Origin of the sequence: Amorphus sp. 3PC139-8, assembly GCF_040750475.1 — a bacterium.
Taxonomy (GTDB): Bacteria; Pseudomonadota; Alphaproteobacteria; order Rhizobiales; family Amorphaceae; genus Amorphus.
The window spans coordinates 16,516-35,632 of sequence record NZ_JABJVY010000008.1; the positions used below are offsets into that span (position 1 = coordinate 16,516).

Annotated in this window: 15 protein-coding genes; 9 read left to right on the forward strand and 6 right to left on the reverse strand. The window is 65.4% G+C overall.

All coding sequences use genetic code 11. The annotated features are described in order from the left end of the window. Positions 1-67: 67 nt before the first annotated feature. Positions 68-2,293, forward strand: a complete 2,226-nt coding sequence (locus HNS03_RS09425; protein ID WP_367194793.1) for a diguanylate cyclase — start codon at positions 68-70, stop codon at positions 2,291-2,293. Here the strand turns inward: HNS03_RS09425 and HNS03_RS09430 are convergent. After that, entirely contained in the window at positions 2,277-3,365 is a 1,089-nt protein-coding gene (locus tag HNS03_RS09430; protein ID WP_367194795.1) for a glycosyl hydrolase family 8, read from the reverse strand. The two genes, HNS03_RS09425 and HNS03_RS09430, sit on opposite strands and share 17 nt — an antisense overlap. A 287-nt stretch (positions 3,366-3,652) precedes the next feature. Here HNS03_RS09430 and HNS03_RS09435 point away from each other — a divergent pair, with 287 nt between their 5' ends. Then, a complete protein-coding gene (locus HNS03_RS09435) occupies positions 3,653-4,084 on the forward strand; it encodes a hypothetical protein (RefSeq protein WP_367194797.1) in 432 nt (143 codons plus the stop codon). 5 nt (positions 4,085-4,089) lie between these two features. On the opposite strand, the gene HNS03_RS09440 is transcribed toward HNS03_RS09435, so the two are convergent. Beyond that, positions 4,090-4,620, reverse strand: coding sequence for a YHS domain-containing (seleno)protein (locus HNS03_RS09440; RefSeq protein WP_367194798.1), 531 nt, complete (start codon positions 4,618-4,620; stop codon positions 4,090-4,092). A gap of 225 nt (positions 4,621-4,845) precedes the next feature. Between HNS03_RS09440 and HNS03_RS09445 the strand changes: the two genes are divergently transcribed. Both HNS03_RS09445 and HNS03_RS09450 read left to right on the forward strand, forming a co-directional pair. Beyond that, positions 4,846-5,316 (forward strand): TerB family tellurite resistance protein, encoded by a 471-nt coding sequence (locus HNS03_RS09445; protein WP_367194799.1) that lies wholly within the window; start codon positions 4,846-4,848, stop codon positions 5,314-5,316. Positions 5,317-5,579: 263 nt separating this feature from the next. Continuing rightward, positions 5,580-6,350, forward strand: a complete 771-nt coding sequence (locus tag HNS03_RS09450) for a glutamine amidotransferase (RefSeq protein ID WP_367194801.1) — start codon at positions 5,580-5,582, stop codon at positions 6,348-6,350. Positions 6,351-6,447: 97 nt separating this feature from the next. On the opposite strand, the gene HNS03_RS09455 is transcribed toward HNS03_RS09450, so the two are convergent. Then, a complete protein-coding gene (locus HNS03_RS09455; protein WP_367194803.1) occupies positions 6,448-8,208 on the reverse strand; it encodes a monovalent cation:proton antiporter-2 (CPA2) family protein in 1,761 nt (586 codons plus the stop codon). A 421-nt stretch (positions 8,209-8,629) separates the two neighbouring features. Between HNS03_RS09455 and HNS03_RS09460 the strand changes: the two genes are divergently transcribed. Continuing rightward, a complete protein-coding gene (locus HNS03_RS09460; protein ID WP_367194804.1) occupies positions 8,630-10,090 on the forward strand; it encodes a TrkH family potassium uptake protein in 1,461 nt (486 codons plus the stop codon). Between the two features lie 275 nt (positions 10,091-10,365). Beyond that, positions 10,366-12,045, forward strand: a complete 1,680-nt coding sequence (locus HNS03_RS09465) for a methyl-accepting chemotaxis protein (RefSeq protein WP_367194806.1) — start codon at positions 10,366-10,368, stop codon at positions 12,043-12,045. Between the two features lie 194 nt (positions 12,046-12,239). Here the strand turns inward: HNS03_RS09465 and HNS03_RS09470 are convergent, their stop codons facing one another. After that, a complete protein-coding gene (locus tag HNS03_RS09470; protein WP_367194807.1) occupies positions 12,240-12,677 on the reverse strand; it encodes a host attachment protein in 438 nt (145 codons plus the stop codon). A 525-nt stretch (positions 12,678-13,202) separates the two neighbouring features. Between HNS03_RS09470 and HNS03_RS09475 the strand changes: the two genes are divergently transcribed. Together HNS03_RS09475 and HNS03_RS09480 are read left to right on the forward strand one after the other, a co-directional pair. Beyond that, positions 13,203-14,900 (forward strand): ABC transporter permease, encoded by a 1,698-nt coding sequence (locus HNS03_RS09475; RefSeq protein WP_367194809.1) that lies wholly within the window; start codon positions 13,203-13,205, stop codon positions 14,898-14,900. Positions 14,901-14,989: 89 nt separating this feature from the next. Next, positions 14,990-15,664: a YoaK family protein gene (locus HNS03_RS09480; RefSeq protein WP_367194811.1), complete on the forward strand. Its 675-nt coding sequence runs from the start codon at positions 14,990-14,992 to the stop codon at positions 15,662-15,664. 74 nt (positions 15,665-15,738) lie between these two features. Here the strand turns inward: HNS03_RS09480 and HNS03_RS09485 are convergent, their stop codons facing one another. Together HNS03_RS09485 and HNS03_RS09490 are read right to left on the reverse strand one after the other, a co-directional pair. Then, positions 15,739-16,761, reverse strand: a complete 1,023-nt coding sequence (locus HNS03_RS09485) for a Fe(3+) ABC transporter substrate-binding protein (protein WP_367195059.1) — start codon at positions 16,759-16,761, stop codon at positions 15,739-15,741. A 324-nt stretch (positions 16,762-17,085) separates the two neighbouring features. Further along, a complete protein-coding gene (locus tag HNS03_RS09490; RefSeq protein ID WP_367194813.1) occupies positions 17,086-17,385 on the reverse strand; it encodes a bacterioferritin-associated ferredoxin in 300 nt (99 codons plus the stop codon). A 413-nt stretch (positions 17,386-17,798) separates the two neighbouring features. Between HNS03_RS09490 and HNS03_RS09495 the strand changes: the two genes are divergently transcribed. Next, on the forward strand, positions 17,799-19,112 hold the full coding sequence (locus HNS03_RS09495; RefSeq protein WP_367194814.1) for a polymer-forming cytoskeletal protein: 1,314 nt from the start codon (positions 17,799-17,801) through the stop codon (positions 19,110-19,112). The last annotated feature ends 5 nt before the right edge of the window (positions 19,113-19,117 follow it).

Below are 19,117 nucleotides of genomic sequence, written 5' to 3' on the forward strand. Positions count from 1 at the left end.
TCGGCCGACGCGCGGGATGGACTCTCCGCGCGCGGCGTGGCGGGCAGGCGAGGACCCCACCTGCAAAATGGCGGACAGGACCGGCAAGACCACCGCGCGACGGCCCGGGATCGTCACGATCCTGCTCGCCATCCTCGTGCTGTTTCTCCTGCCGACCCTTTTGGTCGTGGGCGTGTTCATCTACGAGATTCGAAGATCCGACGAGGCGCAGTCGGAGCAATATCTCAACACCGAGATCCGCGGTCTTGCCAACGGGCTCTCCGGCGAGATCGATGAAGCGCAGCTTTTCATGCGCGTGGTGCGCCGGGCGCTTGGCCCGCTGGTGGAGCGCGGCGACAGCACCGCCTGCCAAAGCCAGATTGCCGAACTCCAAAGCGGCGATCCGACGCTGACGGGCTACTACGTCACCGATGCGGCCGGTACGATCGTCTGCGCTGCCGACGAAAGTCGGGTTGGAACCTCCATCGCGTCGACCAGCGCCTTCCAGGCCCTGCAACTCGGCGGCCGTCTCTATCTCGGCGGCCCGACCTTCGACGCCCACGACCGCGCGATGGTGCCCGTCGCCCTCAAATGGCTGGGCAGCGCACAGGAATTCGCCGGCGTCGTCGGCGCGGAGATCGACCTGGCGACCGTGCTGGCCAAGGTGCGCACCAGCTACGCGCTGCCGGAAGCCGTCGTCATGCTGACGAGCTCGGACGGCCTCATCCTGTCCATGATCCCGGATCCGGGCGGCCAGACGGGAAGCCGCATCGCGCCGGGCGGCGGCACGCCATTCGTCGACGGTGTCGAACGGCGCTGGTCGGATCAGCAGGTCGCGCTCGCAAACGACGTCCTCGTCGTGACCGTCGGCGTTCCGCGCACCATCGTGGAGGCGCGCACCAACCAAATCGCCTGGTGGACCGTCGGGGCGCTTCTCGCCATCGTCGTGGCCGGTCTCCTGATCGCCTTCATCGCCGCGTCCTATTTCGTGCGCCGGCCGGTGCATGCCCTTGCGGATGCGGCCGAGCGGCTGGGTTCCGGCGATCGCAGCGCGCGGGCGGGAACCGTCGGCGGCGCGCGCGAACTGGCCGGGCTGGGCCAGGCCTTCGACACCATGGCCGACCGGCTCGACGGACGCGAAGCGGAAAACGAGCGCTATCGCCGGGAGCTGGAACAAGCCCGCGACGAGCTGGAAGTCCGCGTCGAGGAACGCACCCGCGACCTTGCCGCAATGACGGATAAGGCGGAGTTGCGTGCCCGCACGGTGGAGCGGCGCTTCGAGCAGGAAATGCGCCTGCGCGAGATCGTGACCCTGCTGCAGGCCTGCCAGGATCTGGACGAGAGCGCGGCCATCCTGAAAAATTTGATGCCGGACCTGTTCCCGTCCACCCGCGGCGCACTCGCCCTTTTCTCGGAGCCCCACAACGAGCTTGAGACCATCGCCCAATGGGGCACGGAAGGGTCGTTTGCGGAAAGCTTCATGCCCGACGCCTGTTGGGCGCTCCGGCTGGGCAACGGCCATCGCTCCGGGATGCACGGCGAAGGCAATCCGCGCTGCGCCCATATCGAAAATCCCGACCTGGACGTGGTGTGTGCCCCGATCCTGGTGCAGGGAGAAACCCGCGGCGTCGTGTCGGTCGATCTGCAGGGGCTGCCGGAGGAAATCGCCGGGGCAGAGGGCGAGCATGCGGTCGCGAGCGTGGAAACCGCTGCCACGACCATCGGCATCGCGCTCTACAACATCCGTCTGCGCGGAGCGCTGCGCAAGCTGACGATCCGCGATCCGCTCACCGGCCTTCACAACCGCCGCTTCGCCGACGACGTCGTCGCCAAGGAGCTGTCGCGGGCGCGGCGCAGCCGCCAGCCGGTCACCGTGGTGCGCATCGACGTCGACCGCTTCAAGGCGATCAACGACGAGTTCGGCTTCGACGCCGGCGACACGGTGCTGCGCGAAATGGCCGGCGCCATCGAACATTTCTTCCGCTACGAGGACGTCTGCAGCCGCTATGGCGGACAGGATTTCCTGATCGTGATGGTCGGGGCGTCCAAGGTGGATGCCGTGAACCGCTGCGACCAGCTTCGCGAACAGCTCGGCGAACGCTCCTATTTCTACAAGGGAATGGCGCTGCCGAGGATTTCGGTCTCCATCGGCGTCGCCACCTATCCGGAAGACGGCACCACCGAGGACGACCTGCTGACCGCCGTCGAAGCCGCTCTCTCCACGGCCAAGCACGATGGGCGCGACCGGGTTCGCGCCGCACCCGGCGAGGCGCTTCCGCCTCCCGACGACACGCCGGCTACAAACACCCGCTGAAATGGCGCCGCAGGACGGACAACGTCATCAGGTGCAGGGTCGAGGCATAGTAGGTGGTGGTGCGGAACCGGGTCAGATCGGGCGGTATCCGTTCGCCGCGCAAGGCACACGCCACCAGGGCCGCGATCGCCTTATAGCCCGGATCCGGCATCGGGCCGAGCACCGCGCCCGTCCGCGCATTGATCACCGCCGGCCCATCGCGCCCCGGGCCGTTCCAGGCCCGATCGAACGCGGCGAGCTGATCGCGCGGAACCACCCCGCTGAAGAGCAGATAAAGCGGGATGCGCACGGCATCGTAGCTTGAAAGCGGCGGAAAGTTGTTGGCCGGGTCGGGCCGCAGCGGATCGGTGACCGAACTCCAGTTCGGCGGAAGGACCGATGCGCCGGAGGCCGACGCCGCGGTCAGCCCAAGCCCCGATTCGATCAGGCTGCGCCACGTCTGATCGGGCATCACCAGGTTGAAATAGGGAAAGGCCGGATAGATCCAGTAGGACAGGTTCACCACCGGCCCGTCGCGCTGATCGTCCACGCCGAAGCCTTTGAGGCCCGGCTTCAGCAAGGTGGCTTCGCGCCGTCGGAAGATCAGGTCGCGCGCCACCGCCTGGATGATCGCGGAGGCCTCGTTGACGTAGTCGCGATTTTCCCATTTCAGCCCGGCGAGCAGAAGCGACCACGCGATGAAGATGTCGCCGTCGGAGGCGTCGTTCCGGTCTTCGATCGGGTTGACGGAAAACGGGTTCCACTTCCAATAGAACAGCGGCCCCGACGCCATCCGCATCTCGTCGCGGGCAAATCCCCAGATGCGGTCGAAGTCGTCGCGCGCGCCCGCCTCCACCGCCAGATACATGCTGAAGCCCTGGCCTTCGGAATGGCTGATCTGGCCGTTTTCGTAGTCGACCACGCGGCCGGAGTCGGCGACGTAGGCGGAGCGGAAGGCGTTCCACTCCTCCGCCGTGATCGAATTTTGGCGAATCGCCTCAAGATCGAGCTGGGCGTGGACAGGGGTCGGCACCGTCCACGCAAGTACGGCACATAGGAACAGCGCCAGCCGATGTGCCTCGCTCCGCAGCATGCCCTCGCCGTCGCAGCCTCACGCAGAATCGGGCCTCTTCGTGGCCTCACCCGCCATCGTGACCGAACTCGGCGCGCCGCGATAGACCGAGACGCGTTTCCGCCGCGCCGACCACTGATCCCGAAAGCTGATCCGGCCCAAAGCGTTAGCCGAAAATTGCCGCAGCGGTCCGGGATCGCGTCGCAGTCTCCGGCGCAAAGCCCCAAAAAAGACGCAACTGATGCACATCTTGAAGGTTCCCCTTTTTGGGGGATTTGTGGATGCAAATATCGTTGGATCGAACGACCATGACCAACCTTCGCCGCGGCCGGTTCGCTGCGGCACTTGCCGTCGCCCAATACGGCCATCGCCTTTCCGATGGCCTGAAGACGTTCGCACGCGCCCCGCATCGGCCGCACCTCGTGGCCACGACGCCGGAGCTTGCCGACATGGCCCGCCGCCTCGCCGGATCCCGGGCCGATGTGAGCCAGGCCTCCGCCCACGATCTTCTCGCGCTTGCACGCGCCGACATCGTGCTGTTTCCGAAGGCGAGCGTATCCCATGCGGAGACGGCGGTGGTGGCGCGCTTCGCGACCGTGCTGTCCTGCTCGACGAACCCGGCCGATCTGGAAGAAACGCTCGGCCAGATCCGTGACGCGCTGATCGCGCTCGACCGCGACGGCGAGTTCGACTACCGCGAGCGCTTCGATCTCGCTGCGGTCGAGCGGCCGACCGTCTAGCACGCTCAGCGTTTGGTGGGCGCCTGTTTCGGCTGGAGAGCCGGCACTGCCATATCGGAGGCCGGCCGGGCCTCCAGCGCGGTCCAATTCGTTTCCGCCTTGGCGAGGTTGCCGTCGATGTCGCGCTCCCACCGGCGCACGATGTCCGGCGAAATATTGAGATAGAGCGTGCCGTCGACGATCCGCCACAGGTTCGGATTGCCCGGAACTTTGCCGCGCACCGCGACGCCATAGGCGCAGTGGCCGTCATAGGCGGGAATGTAGCGCGCCGGATCGGCGAGAAAGCGATCCCGGTTCGCCTCGGTGGCGAATGCAAACGTCGCGCCGTTATAGCTGGCGGTGATGTCGGCCCGACCGGGAACGGCCTCGGGCTGAGACGCGCCCACCGGCGCCTGGGCCAGATCGCGATAGGCGACTACGTCGTAGCCAGACACGGCGAACCCGCTGCCATCGACATATTGCTCGCCGGCGCGCGCAGCCAACCCCATGAGCGTGAGCCCTGCCAGCACCACAAGTGCAAATCGCCCCGTTTTCATGACCCTCGCCCTTGTCCTGCTCGCGTCTCCGCGACTGTCCCGCTTGCGTCTCCGCGACGTCGAACGACGGCCGCTCAACCCTGTACCCGGCGCAAGCAAGAGGGAAATGACACCTTGCTCAAGACTGCGTGTGGCGGGTGAGAATCCCGGCTTGCGCTTGCGAGGTCCGGCTATCGACGCTACCTCCTGAGGGACAGGCCCGTTGGATCACGAAGGACGCTGCGCATGTTCAAGGCCATTCGCGAGTGGCTGCAAATGGAAGGTCTCGTCGAGGACGACGAGCGCCAGTTCGGACCCGACGATCATCGCATCGCGGTCGCCGCCCTGCTCGTTCATCTCGTCGCCATCGACGGCGAGATCACCGCCGACGAACGCCGCGTGTTGCGCGAAGTCCTGGCCGACCACTATGATTTGACCACCGAGGACACCGAGACGCTGGTCAAGCTCGCCAAGGAGCGCGACGACGAAGCGGTGGATCTTTACGGCTTCACGTCGGTGCTGAAGCGCGTGCTCGACGAAGACGGGCGCAAGCAGGTGATCGAGATGATGTGGGAGATGGGCTACGCCGACGGGCGCATCTCCGAATTCGAGGACAACACCGTCTGGCGCGTGGCCGAGCTCCTTGCCGTGACCTCGCGCGAGCGGATCGAAATCAAGAAACGTGTGGAGGCTCGGCTGGAGAACAAGTCGAGCTGAGGAAATGGCCGGGGATGCCGAACCGTCATAGATTGCGATGATTTCCGGGTTTAACGGCCCGACACCATCGCAATCGATCCAGGGAAGTTAGAGCGGGATGCGGACGGACGACCGGTTCCCACTTTTCCTCATCCCGCTCCAGATCACCCCCCTTCGGACCCGCGTTCGAAAGGTTGGGCTGATCGTATTGTTTTAGAGCGGGATGCGGGCGGAAAACCGGTACCCACTTTTCCTCATCCCGCTCTTGGGAGAGTGAACCACCCATGACGATTTCGTCGCCGAGACCGACCGACCACGACGATGCCGGCACGATTCTCATCGTTCTCCATCAGGAGCAGTCAACCCCCGGACGGGTCGGGCAGATGCTGCGCGAGCGTGGTTACAAGCTCGACATGCGCCGGCCCCCGCTGGGCGATACGCTGCCGACCTCGTTGGAGGGCTACGCCGGCTCGGTGATCTTCGGCGGTCCCATGAGTTCCAACGATCCCGATGCCTTCATTCGGCGCGAGATCGACTTCATCGACGTTCCGCTGCGCGAGAACGTGCCCTTTCTCGGGATTTGCCTCGGCGCCCAGATGCTCTGCCGGGCGATCGGCGGCCAGGTCGATTCGCATCCGGAGTCCCTCGTGGAAATCGGATATTACGACCTGAACCCGACCACCGACGGCACCTCGCTGATGCAGTGGCCACACAAGGTCTATCAGTGGCACCGGGAAGGCATGGCGGTTCCGGAGGCCGGCGCCACCCTTCTCGCCCGTGGCGAGCACTTCGAGCATCAGGCCTTTCGGGTGGGCGATGCCGCCTACGGCATCCAGTTCCATCCGGAACTGACGCTCGCGATGATGCACCGCTGGACCACCAAGGCCTCAGCCCGCATGCAGCTCCCCGGCGCGCGCGATCGGCGCGACCATTTCGCCGGCCGTCCGGTGTTCGACCCGGCGGTGAAGACCTGGCTGTCGTCGTTCCTCGACATCTGGCTCGCCTCCGGCCGCAACGCGACGTCAGCCGAGAAGCCTGAGCGCCTGAGCGCCTGAGCGCCTGAGCGCCTGAGCATCGCTAAACCCGTTCCCGCTTGGCCTGGAAACGCTCTCGGCAAGCCGGAAATGGGCTCGCCGTTCGCTCGAAACCCGCCTATTCCCCGTCCTTGCCGCCCCGGAAGCCGTCGAGGGCGGCACGCTCCAAGTCGCGGCGCTCGCCGATGATGGAGCGAGCGGCTTCAGCGGGAATCCCGAGGCCGCGCAGCATCACCTCGCCGAGCTGGAGCGAGGCTTCCACGGTCTCCGGGATCACTTCGTTGGCACCGAGCGCGAACAGGCGTTCCGCGTGGGCCCGGTCGCGGGCGCGGGCGATGATCGGCACGGTATGGCCGTCGCGCCGCACCGCACGCACGATATTTTCCGCCGCAACCGGATCGTCCATGGTCACGATCACCGCGGAGGCGTGCTCGATGCCGGCCCGCTTCAGGACGTCGACGCGGCTGGTGTCGCCGAAAAACACCGGAATCCCTTTCCGCCGGAGCGCGGCCACCGCCGGGCCGTTCACGTCGAGCGCAAGGTAGGCGGCTTTCTCATATTCCAGGATATCTCCGAGCAGACGCCCGACCCGGCCGAAGCCGGCAAGGATGACGTGATCGGAGAGCTCCGCCGCATCCAAGCCATCGTTCAGTTCCCGGCGCAGACCGCGCGCCTCCAGGCTTTTGCCGATCCGCTCCGCCCACGGCACGATCAGCGGCGTGATCGCCATGGAGGCGCCGGCGACGATGACGAGAAGCTGCGAGGTGCCGGGATCGATCAGCCCGAGGCCGGACGCCGCCCCGAGCCCGACCAACGCGAACTCGCCGATCTGGCCGAGAAGCAGGCCGGTCTCCACCGCAATCGCAAGCGGGAGACGCGCCGCCAGCCCGATTGCGGTCAGGAGAACCGCCTTCAATGCGAACAGGCCCAGGGTCATCCCGATGATCTCGACCGGGCGCGACGCCACGAACGCCGGATCGATCGACATGCCGACGGAGACGAAGAAGAGGCCCAAAAACAGCCCTTTGAACGGCTCGATATCGGCCTCGATCTGGTGGCGGAACTCCGTGTCGGAGAAGACCAGGCCGGCGAGGAAGGCGCCGAGCGCCATCGATAGGCCGGCGAACGAGGTCGCGACCGCCGTCCCCAGGATGATCAGAAGGGCCGCGGCGGTGAAAACTTCCCGATTGCGGCTGCCGCCGACGAAACGCAGGAATGGCCGCACGATCAGGCGGCCGGCCACCAGGATAACCACGATCGCGAGCGCGGCTTCCACCAGCGCGATCAGAAGATCGAGCGCCAGCCCGTCGGGATCGCGAGCACCGAGGGCGCCGATGATGAACAGGATCGGCACCACGGCGAGATCCTGAAACAGAAGCACGGAAAAGGCCGCGCGCCCCGGCGGGGAGGCAAGCCGGCGATGTTCGACCAGAAGCTCGGTGACGATCGCGGTGGAGGACAGCGCCAGACACGCCCCGATGACGATGGCCGTCGCACCGTCGAGCCCCAGCAGACGTCCGCCGGCCCAGATCACCGCGCCCGTGACCAGCACCTGCAGGAGTCCGAAACCGAACACCATGCGGCGCATCGCCCACAGCCGCTTCAGAGAAAGCTCCAGGCCGATCATGAACAGAAGGAACACCACGCCGAGCTCGGCCAGGTGGCTCACCCCTTCCACATCGTCGATCGCAGCGAAGCGGAGCCAGGGCCACTCGGAGACCAACCGCCCGATCCCGAACGGCCCGATCAGAATGCCGGCGACCAGGAAGCCCAGGATCGGGCTGACCTTCAACCGCTGGAACAGGGGAACGACAACGCCGGCCGTGACCAGGAACACCACGACTTCGCGCAGAAACGGAACCCCCGAGCTGTGCTCCATTCTTTCTGTCTCTCCCCCGGCCCTCGCCGCGTTGCGCTCAAACGTGCCACGCATCGCGCCGACACGCGGAGGACGGGAACACGCCGAGGCGGATCAAGCAAGCCACACGCCAGCCATCAAGGCGCAATCCGTCCACCGAGCGCCGGTTGTCCGACCGACAGCGATCCGCTAATGCTGAAATCGGTCGGCGATCATAGACCGGCCTCCGAACGGCGTTCGGGTGATCGATAGCATATGGCGGACTTCGGACCACGACCTGACGAGGAAAAGGGGGAAACCGGGTTTCCTCCCACATTCCGCTGTTGGGTTTCGGGCGCGATCACGCTCAGGATTTCGAGTTGTTGAGACCCGAACTTTTCGCGATCGCGCGATATTCGGGCAGAGCTCTGGGACAGCGATCTGACGTGATGGCCGCAGGCTGATGCAGGCGCTCCAGTACCTCCGCCCGAGCCTCTATATCGCGAGCTTCTTTGCCCTGCATGTCGCAGTGGCGATGCTGATTCCCGCATTCGTTGACATTGCCGACGGCAATCCCGACTGGACCGTCTTCATGGGGTCCAGCATCGGCGTGTTCGCCGTGGCGCTATTGGGCATCGTGTCGATGCGCCAGCCGCTGCCGAAATTCACGCCGCGCTTCGGCTTTCTCCTGACCACACTGTTGTGGCTGGTCACCGCGATCGTCTCCTCCATCCCGTTCTGGCTTTCGCCCCTGCAGATCACGGCGGCGGAGGGCTTCTTCGAGGCGATGTCGGGACTGACCACGACCGGCTCCACGATCCTGACCGATCTCGACGAGTTGCCCCGCGGGATCCTGATCTGGCGCTCCATGCTGCAATGGCTCGGCGGCATCGGCATCGTCGCGATCGGGCTGTTCCTGTTTCCGTTCCTGCGCATCGGCGGGATGCAGTTTTTCCGCACCGAATCGTCCGACCGCTCCGACAAGGCGATGCCGCGCATGGTCAACCTGACCGCCGCGCTGGTCGCCTTCTACACGGCCGCCACCGTGGCGTGTGCGCTGGTCTATGCCGCGCTCGGCATGAACCTGTTCGATGCCATCAACCACGCCATGACGACGCTTTCGACCGGGGGCTATTCCACCCACGACGCCTCGTTCGGCTACTACGGCAACAATCTCGGCATGATCTGGGCCTCGACCCTGTTCATGCTGGTCGGGTCGCTGCCCTTCGTTCTCTATGTGGAGCTGATCCTGAGAGGCCGGCTGTCGCTGTTTCGCGACGTGCAGACCCGCGTGTTCCTAGTCGCCGTGGCGATCGTATCCATCCTCCTCGGCATCTGGGTGCATTTCAACACGGGCCTGGAGCTCTTCCACGCGCTGACCAAGGCGGCCTTCAACACGGTCTCGATCGTCACGACGACGGGCTTTGCGAGCGAAGACTACAGCCTGTGGGGCACGTTCGCGATCGGGCTGTTCTTCCTGCTGACCTTCATCGGCGGCTGCTCCGGCTCAACTGCCGGCGGCATCAAAATCTACCGCTTCGTGATCATCTGGCAGTCGCTGCGGCGCTCGCTGGCGCGCCTGATCTATCCCAACGCCGTCATCCCGCTGCGCTACGGCAATCGCCACGTCGACCAGGACGTCTACGACTCCGTGGTCACCTTTCTCGTCGCCTTCTTCGGCATTTACGGCCTGATGACGCTGATTCTGTGTGGATTGGGCGTCGATTTCTTCACCGCGCTCACCGGGGTCCTGACCGCCATGTCGAATGTCGGGCCGGGACTGGGCGACGTGATCGGTCCGGCCGGAAACTTCAAGTCCCTCGACGAGCCCGAAACCTGGCTTCTGGCCATCGTCATGCTGGTTGGCCGACTTGAGATCATGACCGCCGTGGTCCTGCTCTCGCCGGTGTTCTGGAAGGACTGAGCTGCCACCCCATCGGGCAGCCTTGGTTGGGATCGAGCCCCCCCTTCTCCAGCCTTCGACAAGCTTTGCGCAAGCCTTGGCTGAAATGAGCATGGGCGGGCCGATATCGGCCCAATCGTGACCGATACCTGTCACCTATCGCCTTGGCTGACCGTGCCGCGTTGAGCGGTGTGGACCGCCCCGCTGCCCGGTGCCCTCCGGAACGCGGTTACCCTCTGATCTTCGCAGGCGCGTCCGTCAGCGGTCGCAAGCCATGCGACCTTAGGAACACGTTCATGCGCCTGACCATCAAGACCTCGCTGATCGGAATATTCGCGGTCATATTGGCACTGATTGCAATCCAGGGCTGGGTTGCCTACACGGGCCTTCAGAAAATCAACGACAACGTCGAGAACGAAGCCACCAACTGGGTGCCGAGCATCGACGTCGTCAACAAGATCAACACCGCCACCTCGGACCTCCGGATCGGTGAGGCCGCGCACATCCTCGCCGTGACGCCGATGGAGATTCAGCGCGCCGAAAAAGACATCGACGTCTCGCTGCGCAATCTCGCCGAGCTCCGCAATACCTACGAGCGCCTGATTTCGTCGGAAGAAGAGCGCGCGATCTACAATACGTTCGCCGCCGACTTCAACAAGTATATGGAGCTCCACAATCGGCTGATCGCGCTGTCCCAGCGCAACGCCAACGAAGAGGCCACCACGCTGTTCAAGGGCGAGATGCGGAGCGTCTACGATTCCTATTCCGCCGCGCTGAACGATGACGTCGCCATCAACAACAAGGGCGCAGCCGACGACTATGCGGCCGCGACGCGGACCTTCTCGCGCGTGCGCCTGCAGCTCATCCTCGCGATCAGCGCCAGCATCCTGATCGGCATTGCGTCGATCATTTTCGCGATCTTCGCCGTCAGCCGGCCGATCGCGCGCATCACCGCCGCCATGCGCTCCGTGAGCGACGGCAATCTGGAGACGGAGATCCCGTACGCGAAGAGCCGCAACGAGATGGGCGAGATGGCGGCTGCACTCACCGTGTTCCGCAACGGGTTGTTCGAAGCCGCCCAGCTGCGCGACGAGCAGGCGGCCCTGAAGGAGAAGGGGGAGGTCGAAAAGCGGGCCGCCATGCATGCGCTTGCCGACGAGTTCGAAGAGCAGGTGTCCGGCGTGGTGCGTTCGGTGACCGCCTCCGTGACCCAGCTCGAGCAGTCGGCCAACGTGATGAGCTCGTCCGCCGACGAAACCTCGCGCCAGTCCTCCGTCGTTGCCGCCGCGGCCGAGCAGACCACCACCAACGTGCAGACCGTGGCCACGGCGGCCGAAGAGCTTGCCGCTTCGGTCCGCGAGATCGCCAAGCAGGTGGCAATGGCCGCCGGGATTGCCGGCGAAGCCACCGGCCAGGCCTCGAACACGGCGGAAGTCGTGCGGGGTCTCGCCGCATCGGCCCAGCGCATCGGCGACGTGGTGAACCTGATCACCGACATCGCCGCCCAGACCAATCTGCTCGCGCTCAATGCCACCATCGAAGCCGCGCGCGCCGGCGAGGCGGGTAAAGGCTTCGCCGTCGTCGCCATGGAGGTGAAGACGCTCGCCGAGCAGACCTCCAAGGCCACCGGCGAGATCAGCTCGCAGATCACGGCCGTCCAGACCGCCACCAACGATGTGGTCAAGGCGATCGAAGACATCTCCGGCACCATCAAGCGGATCGACGAAGTGTCGTCCACCATCGCCTCTTCGGTGGAAGAGCAGGGTGCCGCCACCGGTGAGATCGCCCAGAACGCCCAGCAGGCGGCCCAGGGCACCCAGGAGGTCACCTCGAACATCGTCTCGGTGTCGTCGGCGGCAACCGACACCGGACGCGTGTCATCCGAGATCGTACATGCCGCTGGCGACCTGACCCAGCAGACCGGAATGCTGCGCTCCCAGGTGGACGCCTTTATCGAGCGGGTTCGCGCCGCTTAAAATAGCCCACACAGGCCGGCGGCACACGCTGCCGGCCTGTCCTCTCCCCGATCACGACGGGCTTGTGGCCTTCCCTGCAAACCGCGCGCTTTTCCGGAGGTTTGCGGAGCCAACGCGCGACCGCGCCGGCCTATTTGGTCTGCCGCATGTCCGAGCGGCGAACCGGTCCCCGCTTCGCCCGGAAATGCTTGTTCTCAGCTCTCCTTCAGGATCTTCTCCATCTCGGCGACCGGATGGTTGGTCAGGTCCTTGCTGATCTCGCCGATCACGCATTCGGCCACTTCCTTGTGCAGCGCCGGGCGGACATCGCCCATCACCTTCGGCGCGGCCACGAGGATCAGCTTGGTGTGCGGATGGTTGTGCACCAGCTTGTGCAGGCGCTCGGCGAGGTGGTGAGCGAAGCGCTCCTTTTCCAGCTCATGCCAATCGGTGTCGGCAACGGCGCTGCGGCCGGGTCCGGCATCGTTGAAGCGGCCGGGCTTGTCCGTGCCCTGCTCCCTGGTCGGCGGGTTGTCGATCTCCTCGTGCTCGACAACCTTGAGGTCGACCAACTCGTCGTCGCCGGCATTGCGCAGAAACAGCGCCCGTTCGCCGTCGGCGACCACGATCTTCGCGTCGTGGGGAATCTTCATGGGCATCGATCTCCTTGTTGTCTCGTCCTTGAGCCTATCCCGTTCGAACTGGCCCAATTTGAACGGAATACGCTCAGCCTATTGAATCTTCAGCCGTTTCTTATCGCCCAGATCGTCGCATCCGAGCGAAGAAGCTCTAAGGATCGCTTCCATCGTCGACGTCCGGTCGCCCGGCCGCCTCGACGCATCCGCCACCGATTACGCCGCCGCAGATCGCAACCGCGCATTGCGCCAGAACAAATCGTCCGGCGTGGCGATGGCCGATCGTGGGCGCCGCGCCCTCGAGCAACGCACGGACCCGGCGCTGATTTCCCTCCGCAGGCCATGCGACCGGGGATCAACTGCGGCCGCCGCGGTCCGTTCCGTTCGCGCGGCCGGATGGGTGCGCGCGCGTCCGCCACCGTCTCCTCATTAGAATTTCTCTAGTAAAATTCTGCAATCATTGGGCTTTTCACCTGCCGCCCCCAAAGCTATGAAGCCTCCTTTGCTTCTTTTCCCGGTTTCGTTTCGTCTGGAGTCCGGATTTTGACCGATCTCGCGCAGGACATCGTCGGCGCGCCGAAGGCCCCGACGGCGTTGCGCCCGCACCAGCGGGTCGGCTGGCTTGCCTGGACTGCGCTCGTCCTGTCGCTGGTGCTGTTGTCGCCGCTCGCCGCCGTCGTGGCGGCCGCCTTCGGCGAAGGCCACGGAACCTGGGCCCATCTCGCCACCACCGTTCTGCCGACCTATGTGGAGAACACCATTCTGCTGGTGGTCGCCGTCACCATCGGCGTTTTCGTCACCGGCACCGGCACGGCCTGGCTGGTGACCATGTGCCGATTTCCCGGCAAACGTCTGCTGGAATGGGGGCTCGTGCTGCCCTTCGCCGCACCGGCCTATGTGATCGCCTACGCCTACACCGACTTCCTGCAGCACCCCGGCCCGGTCCAGACCTGGCTGCGCGCCGTCACCGGCTGGGGACCGAACGACTACTGGTTCCCGGAGATCCGCTCGCTGGAAGGCGCGGCGGCGATGTTCATCCTCGTGCTCTACCCTTACGTCTACCTGCTCGCCCGATCGGCGTTCCTGCAGCAGTCATCGTGCACGCTGGAGGTCGCCCGGACGCTCGGCCGCGGCTCCTGGACCTGCTTCTTCAAGGTCGCGCTGCCAATGGCGCGTCCGGCGATCGCGGTGGGTGTGTCGCTTGCGCTGATGGAGACGCTCGCCGATTTCGGCACGGTCGCCCATTTCGGCGTCCAGACCTTCACCACCGGCATCTACCGCGCCTGGTTCTCCATGGGCGACCGGGTGGCCGCGGCCCAACTCGCGCTGAGCCTGGTGGGCGTCGTTCTGATCATCCTGCTGGCGGAACGTTGGCAGCGCGGAGGGCGCGCCTTCGACACCGGCCGCCGCTTCGATGCCTTGCCGGAGTATCGGCTCAAAGGGGCCCGCGCCTGGCTCGCCACGGCGGCGTGCGCGCTGCCGATCCTGCTCGGCTTCGTGCTACCCCTCATCATTCTGGGTCGGCTGAGCTGGCTCAACGCCCACGCCCTGTTCGGCGAGCGCTACATCCGGCTGATCATGAACTCGTTCACGCTGGCGGGTGCCGGCGCACTGGCGACCATCGCGATCGGCGTCGTGCTCGCCTATGCCGCCCGCTCCCGGCCCGGCGTCACCACCACGGCGGCCAACCGGCTGGTGTCCCTCGGCTACGCGCTGCCGGGCTCCATCATCGCCGTTGGCCTGCTGATCCCGCTGACCACGTTCGACAACGCGCTGGACGGCTGGATGCGATCGACTTTCGGGATTTCCACCGGCCTGCTGCTGACCGGAACGATCGCCGCGCTGGTGTTCGCCTATATGGTCCGCTTCATGGCGGTCGCGCTGAACACGCTGGAAGCAAGCCTCGGCAAGATAACGCCATCGATCGACGCTGCCGCGCGCACACTCGGTGCCGGCCCCGGACGCACGCTGGTCCGGGTGCACCTGCCGCTGATCTCCGGCGGTGTCCTGACGGCGGCGCTGATCGTGTTCGTCGATATCCTGAAGGAGCTGCCGGCGACCTTGATCATGCGGCCGTTCAACTTCGATACGCTCGCGATCCAGGCCTACCGGCTCGCCTCCGACGAACGTTTGGCGGAAGCCTCCACCCCCTCGATGGTGATCATGGCCGTGGGCCTGATTCCGGTCATTCTGCTTTCGCGCCAGATCACCAAGAGCCGTCCGGGCGCGGGCGGATCCTAACCCCGCCTCCGTCCTCCACGTTGACCCTCTTGCCTCCGCGCCCGTTTGGCCCTCAGATCCGAAGGGGTGGCGGAGGGAGAGACACGGCGATGACAGGTGCGGAAGCCCGCGGCCGAACCATCGACGTTCGCGACCTCGCGCACGGCCTGCTTCTGGTCGCGATCGCGGGATATCTGGACGCTGTTGGTTATCTCGCGCTGAGCGGGCTGTTCGTCTCGTTCATGAGCGGCAACACGACCCAGTTCGCCGCCACGCTGGCTTCCGACGCGCAGGCCGCGCTTGCAACGCTCGTCCTGATCGCCGCCTTCGTCGCCGGTGCGGGCTCAGGCGCGGCAATCGCGGAGCTGCTGCCCCGGTTCGGCGCCGCCGTGATCCTGGCGCTGGAGTGCGCGTTGATCGTGATGGCCCTCGTCGCCGCGGCGGAAGGGGTAACTGTCGTCCACCTGTCGCCGCTCGCCGTCGCCATGGGCCTGCAAAACAATTTGCGCCGCACCCTCGCCGGTACAAAGCTTGGCAGCACGTTCGTGAGCGGCGCGCTGGTGTCCCTCGGACAGGGCTTAGCGCGCCACCTGATCGGGCGGGCAGATCATGGAAGCTGGCTGCCGCACGCGGCAACGTGGGGTGCGCTCGTCATCGGGGCGATTGTCGGAGCGCTGATCTTTCTCGCCAGCGGGCTGGCCGCCACGCTGATCGCCCCGGCGGTTGCCACCGGCGTGCTGGCGGTGAGCCATGCCCGCGCAGCCGCACGGAAGGCCATTGCCTGAAAAAGCAGAAACCCACCGGCAAGAAGCAGCCGGCAGGTCCCACCCTGTCATTCGTCGGCGCTGACGCAGCCGACTTACTTGTAGCCGACGCGGTCGTAGATCGCCTGGGCCTCGGCCTGGTTCTCGCCCAGCTTCGACAGGTTCATGGTGTCTTCCTTGAAGCTGCCGAGATCGGCCACCGGGCCGGCTTCCTTCACATCGTCGACGACCGGGAACTCGTAGTTGCCGGCGGCGAAATATTGCTGAGCCTCGGGGCTCGCAAGATATTCCAGGAACGCGACGGCGTTTTCCGGATGCGGCGCATTGGCCACCATGCCGGCGCCGGAGATGTTGACGTGGGCGCCGGTGGTGTCCTGGTTCGGGAACACCCAGCCGATCTGGTCGGTCTCGCCGGTGAGGCCCGGCACGTTGTCGGCCACGCCGCGCACGAAATAATAGTGGTTGGCCAGCGCGATGTCGCACTCGCCCGACGCGATTGCCTTGAGCTGATCGGTATCGCCGCCCTGGGGATCGCGCGCCCGGTTGTCCCACACGCCCTGGGTCCAGGCTTCGGCCGCCTCCGAGCCTTCGTTCTCGATGATCGAGGCGAGCAGCGACAGCATGTAGACGTTCGAGCTCGATCGCGTGCAGATCATGCCCTTATATTTCGGATCGGCGAGATCGTCGTAGGTCTCCGGAACGTCGGTGACGTCATCCTTGTCGTAGAAGATGATGCGGGCGCGCTTGGCGTAGCCGGTCCAGAGCCCGTCGGGATGGCGGAAATGGTCCGGAATACGCTCGGCAATCAATTCCGACTGCACCGGCTGCAGCAGGCCCGCCTCTTCCGCACGCCACAAACGGCCAGCATCGGTGGCGATGAAGATATCGGCCGGGCTGTTGCGCCCCTCGCTCTTCATGCGCTCGATCAGAACGTCGGCATTGTCCTCGATCCGGTTGACCTGAATGCCGGTGGCTTCTTCGAAGCCCGCATAGAGCTTTTCGTCGTTGTCGTAGTGGCGCGAGGAATAGATGTTCACGACCCCTTGCGCGGAGGCAAGGCCAGGTACGCCGGCCAGCAGCGCGGCCAGAGCGACGGTTCGTAGGGACAAGGGACGCATCGTTTCCTCCACGTTGGCTTCCGCCTTGAGATCAATCGCCACCGCCTGCGATGACGGCAGCGCCCTCAAATCCCCAAGGGCTCCCTCGGTGTCAATAGAACATCCGAAGTTGTTAGTTAGAAGAACTCAAGAAAAACCGAATTATGCCCGCCTCATCGCAGGCTATCGCCGCGCGAGCGGCGCATCCAACACGCAGATGTGAAGACCATCGCGCTCTCCCCTCTCGGTTGCGGCTGCGCGACGACGCGAGGGAGAAAAGCAGAAGCCCTTTTGGGGCTTTAGATCATCGACCTATAGATCCGGGCTGACGTATGAGCCAATGACCTACGCCGCCACGATGCCAAGCCCGGCGACCTGGGCCGGCTCGACGGAAGGCGCTTCGTTGTGATGACAGGCCCAGCACCGGCTTCCCGGGCATTGGCAGCACTGCCCTTCGCCCGCCACATCGTGAGCCCGCGCATGTTCGGTGGCGTGGGACAAGCAATTGCCGCAGCGCGGGCGCTTGCCAAGCACACGATAGAGTTCGCCAGCCGTAATCGGCCCGGTCGGCCGGACCGCGCGCACACGCGCCACCGCTTCGCGAATATCGTGATGCGTTAGGACGTTGCACGAACACACGATCATGGGACTTCGACCGGATCTTTCCAACAGCGTTTCGAAACGCGCCCCCAATAGGCGTAAAAGACACAACCCAAAGCCCCGCCGTCAAGAAAAAATAATAGATTTAAATTTAGAAGAACTTCTATCTGAGCGCCATTGCGGTGCACTATATTGAATTAGATCGATTCCAAACAAGATTGATCGGACAACTGCCGAGCGCGGCTGCTTGCCGCCGGCACCAAATGCCGATCCACACAAGAAAATTGGGTGTTGCGGCCAATTTCATCAAGCCGAGCGCGCCCAATCGGTGCGAACGGCCGAGGGCGACCCCTGCGGCTTGCTGCCCGTTGCTTTTGCCCCGCCGACAACGGCATCCTCTTTCCGCACGGTCAGACGAACGCGGGGCCGATTGCCGCAGGCCACCGGAGGAGGGCACCATGGGCGCACGGTTCGATACGGCGCAGAAGACGTCGCGGCGTCGACGCCCGATCGCAAGCGCGGCGCTGCTGGCGCTTGTGGCTCTCGTCGCGTGGCTTGCTGTCGCCCCCTCCGGCCACAGCCAGACGCCGTCCGACCCTGCGCAAAGCACCGAAGGGGACGGCCGCGGTACGGCCGGCCAAGCGCTGCGCGAGCGCGCCGAAGATGCCCTTTCGGAACGCGGCGTCTCCGTGGGCGACGGCACGGTATCGGCCGATCGCGACGATATGCAGTTTCTGGCGGGACGCACCGTCACCGTGACCCAGGACGTCAGCGACGATCTGGTCGCGGCCGGACGCACGGTCACCATCCAGGGCGCGCGGGTCGGGACCGCCATCATTGCGGGCTATCAGATCCTGCTCGACGGCGGCGTGGCCTCCGACATGATCGCCGCTGCTTCGGAGCTGAACATCGACGGCCAGGTCGACGACGACCTTTTGGCAGCCGCCCGGCATCTCAAGATCGCCTCCAATGCCGTGGTTGCCGGCGACGTGCGCGCGGCGGCCGAAACGCTGGAGATCAACGGCCACGTCGGCGGCAGCCTGCGCGCCGCTGCCCGCCGGGTCATCCTCAACGGCGACATCATCGGCAAGGTCGATCTCGCGGCCCAGGAAATCGTGATCGGCGAGACGGCGCACATCCACGCCGACATCACCTATCGCAGCCCCGAGCCGCCCAAGATCGCCGAAGGTGCGACGCTCGACGGCGAACTTCTGCGCAAGGAGTTCGATCTGCCGAACCTGCGCAAGGCCGGCTTCGCGCTGATTGGGCTCGGGGTGGTGCTGGCGGTGTCTTGGCTCGGCTCGGTACTTGTGATGCTGATTGCGTTCCAGCTCGCCTTCCCCGCCTATGCCGTGAAGGCGGCGCGCCGCGCCGTGGAGCGACCCCTTGCCAGCCTTGGCCTCGGAATCGCTTTCGGGGCCATCGGCCTCATCCTGGCATTGATCGCCACCGTCTCCGTGCTCGGCCTACCGGCGGGGCTGGCGCTGTTCACCCTGCTTGCGCTGATCCAGCTTATCGCGCTCGGCACCACCGGCCTTGGCGCGGGCCTGTTGTTGCGCCGCGGTTTGCGCGGCTCCGGGCATCCGCGCGTGGCCAGCCAGATCGGGTGGCTGGTGGCCGGGTTATTCCTGCTCGTCGTGATCGCGCTCATCCCATATGTGGGCGGGCTGATCCTGATCCTGGCGCAAATTGCCGGCACCGGCGGCGCCGTGACGGAACTCTGGGCGCGGCTGCGCGCATCGAGCAGCCGGGGCCCTACATCGCTTCCTTGATGTCG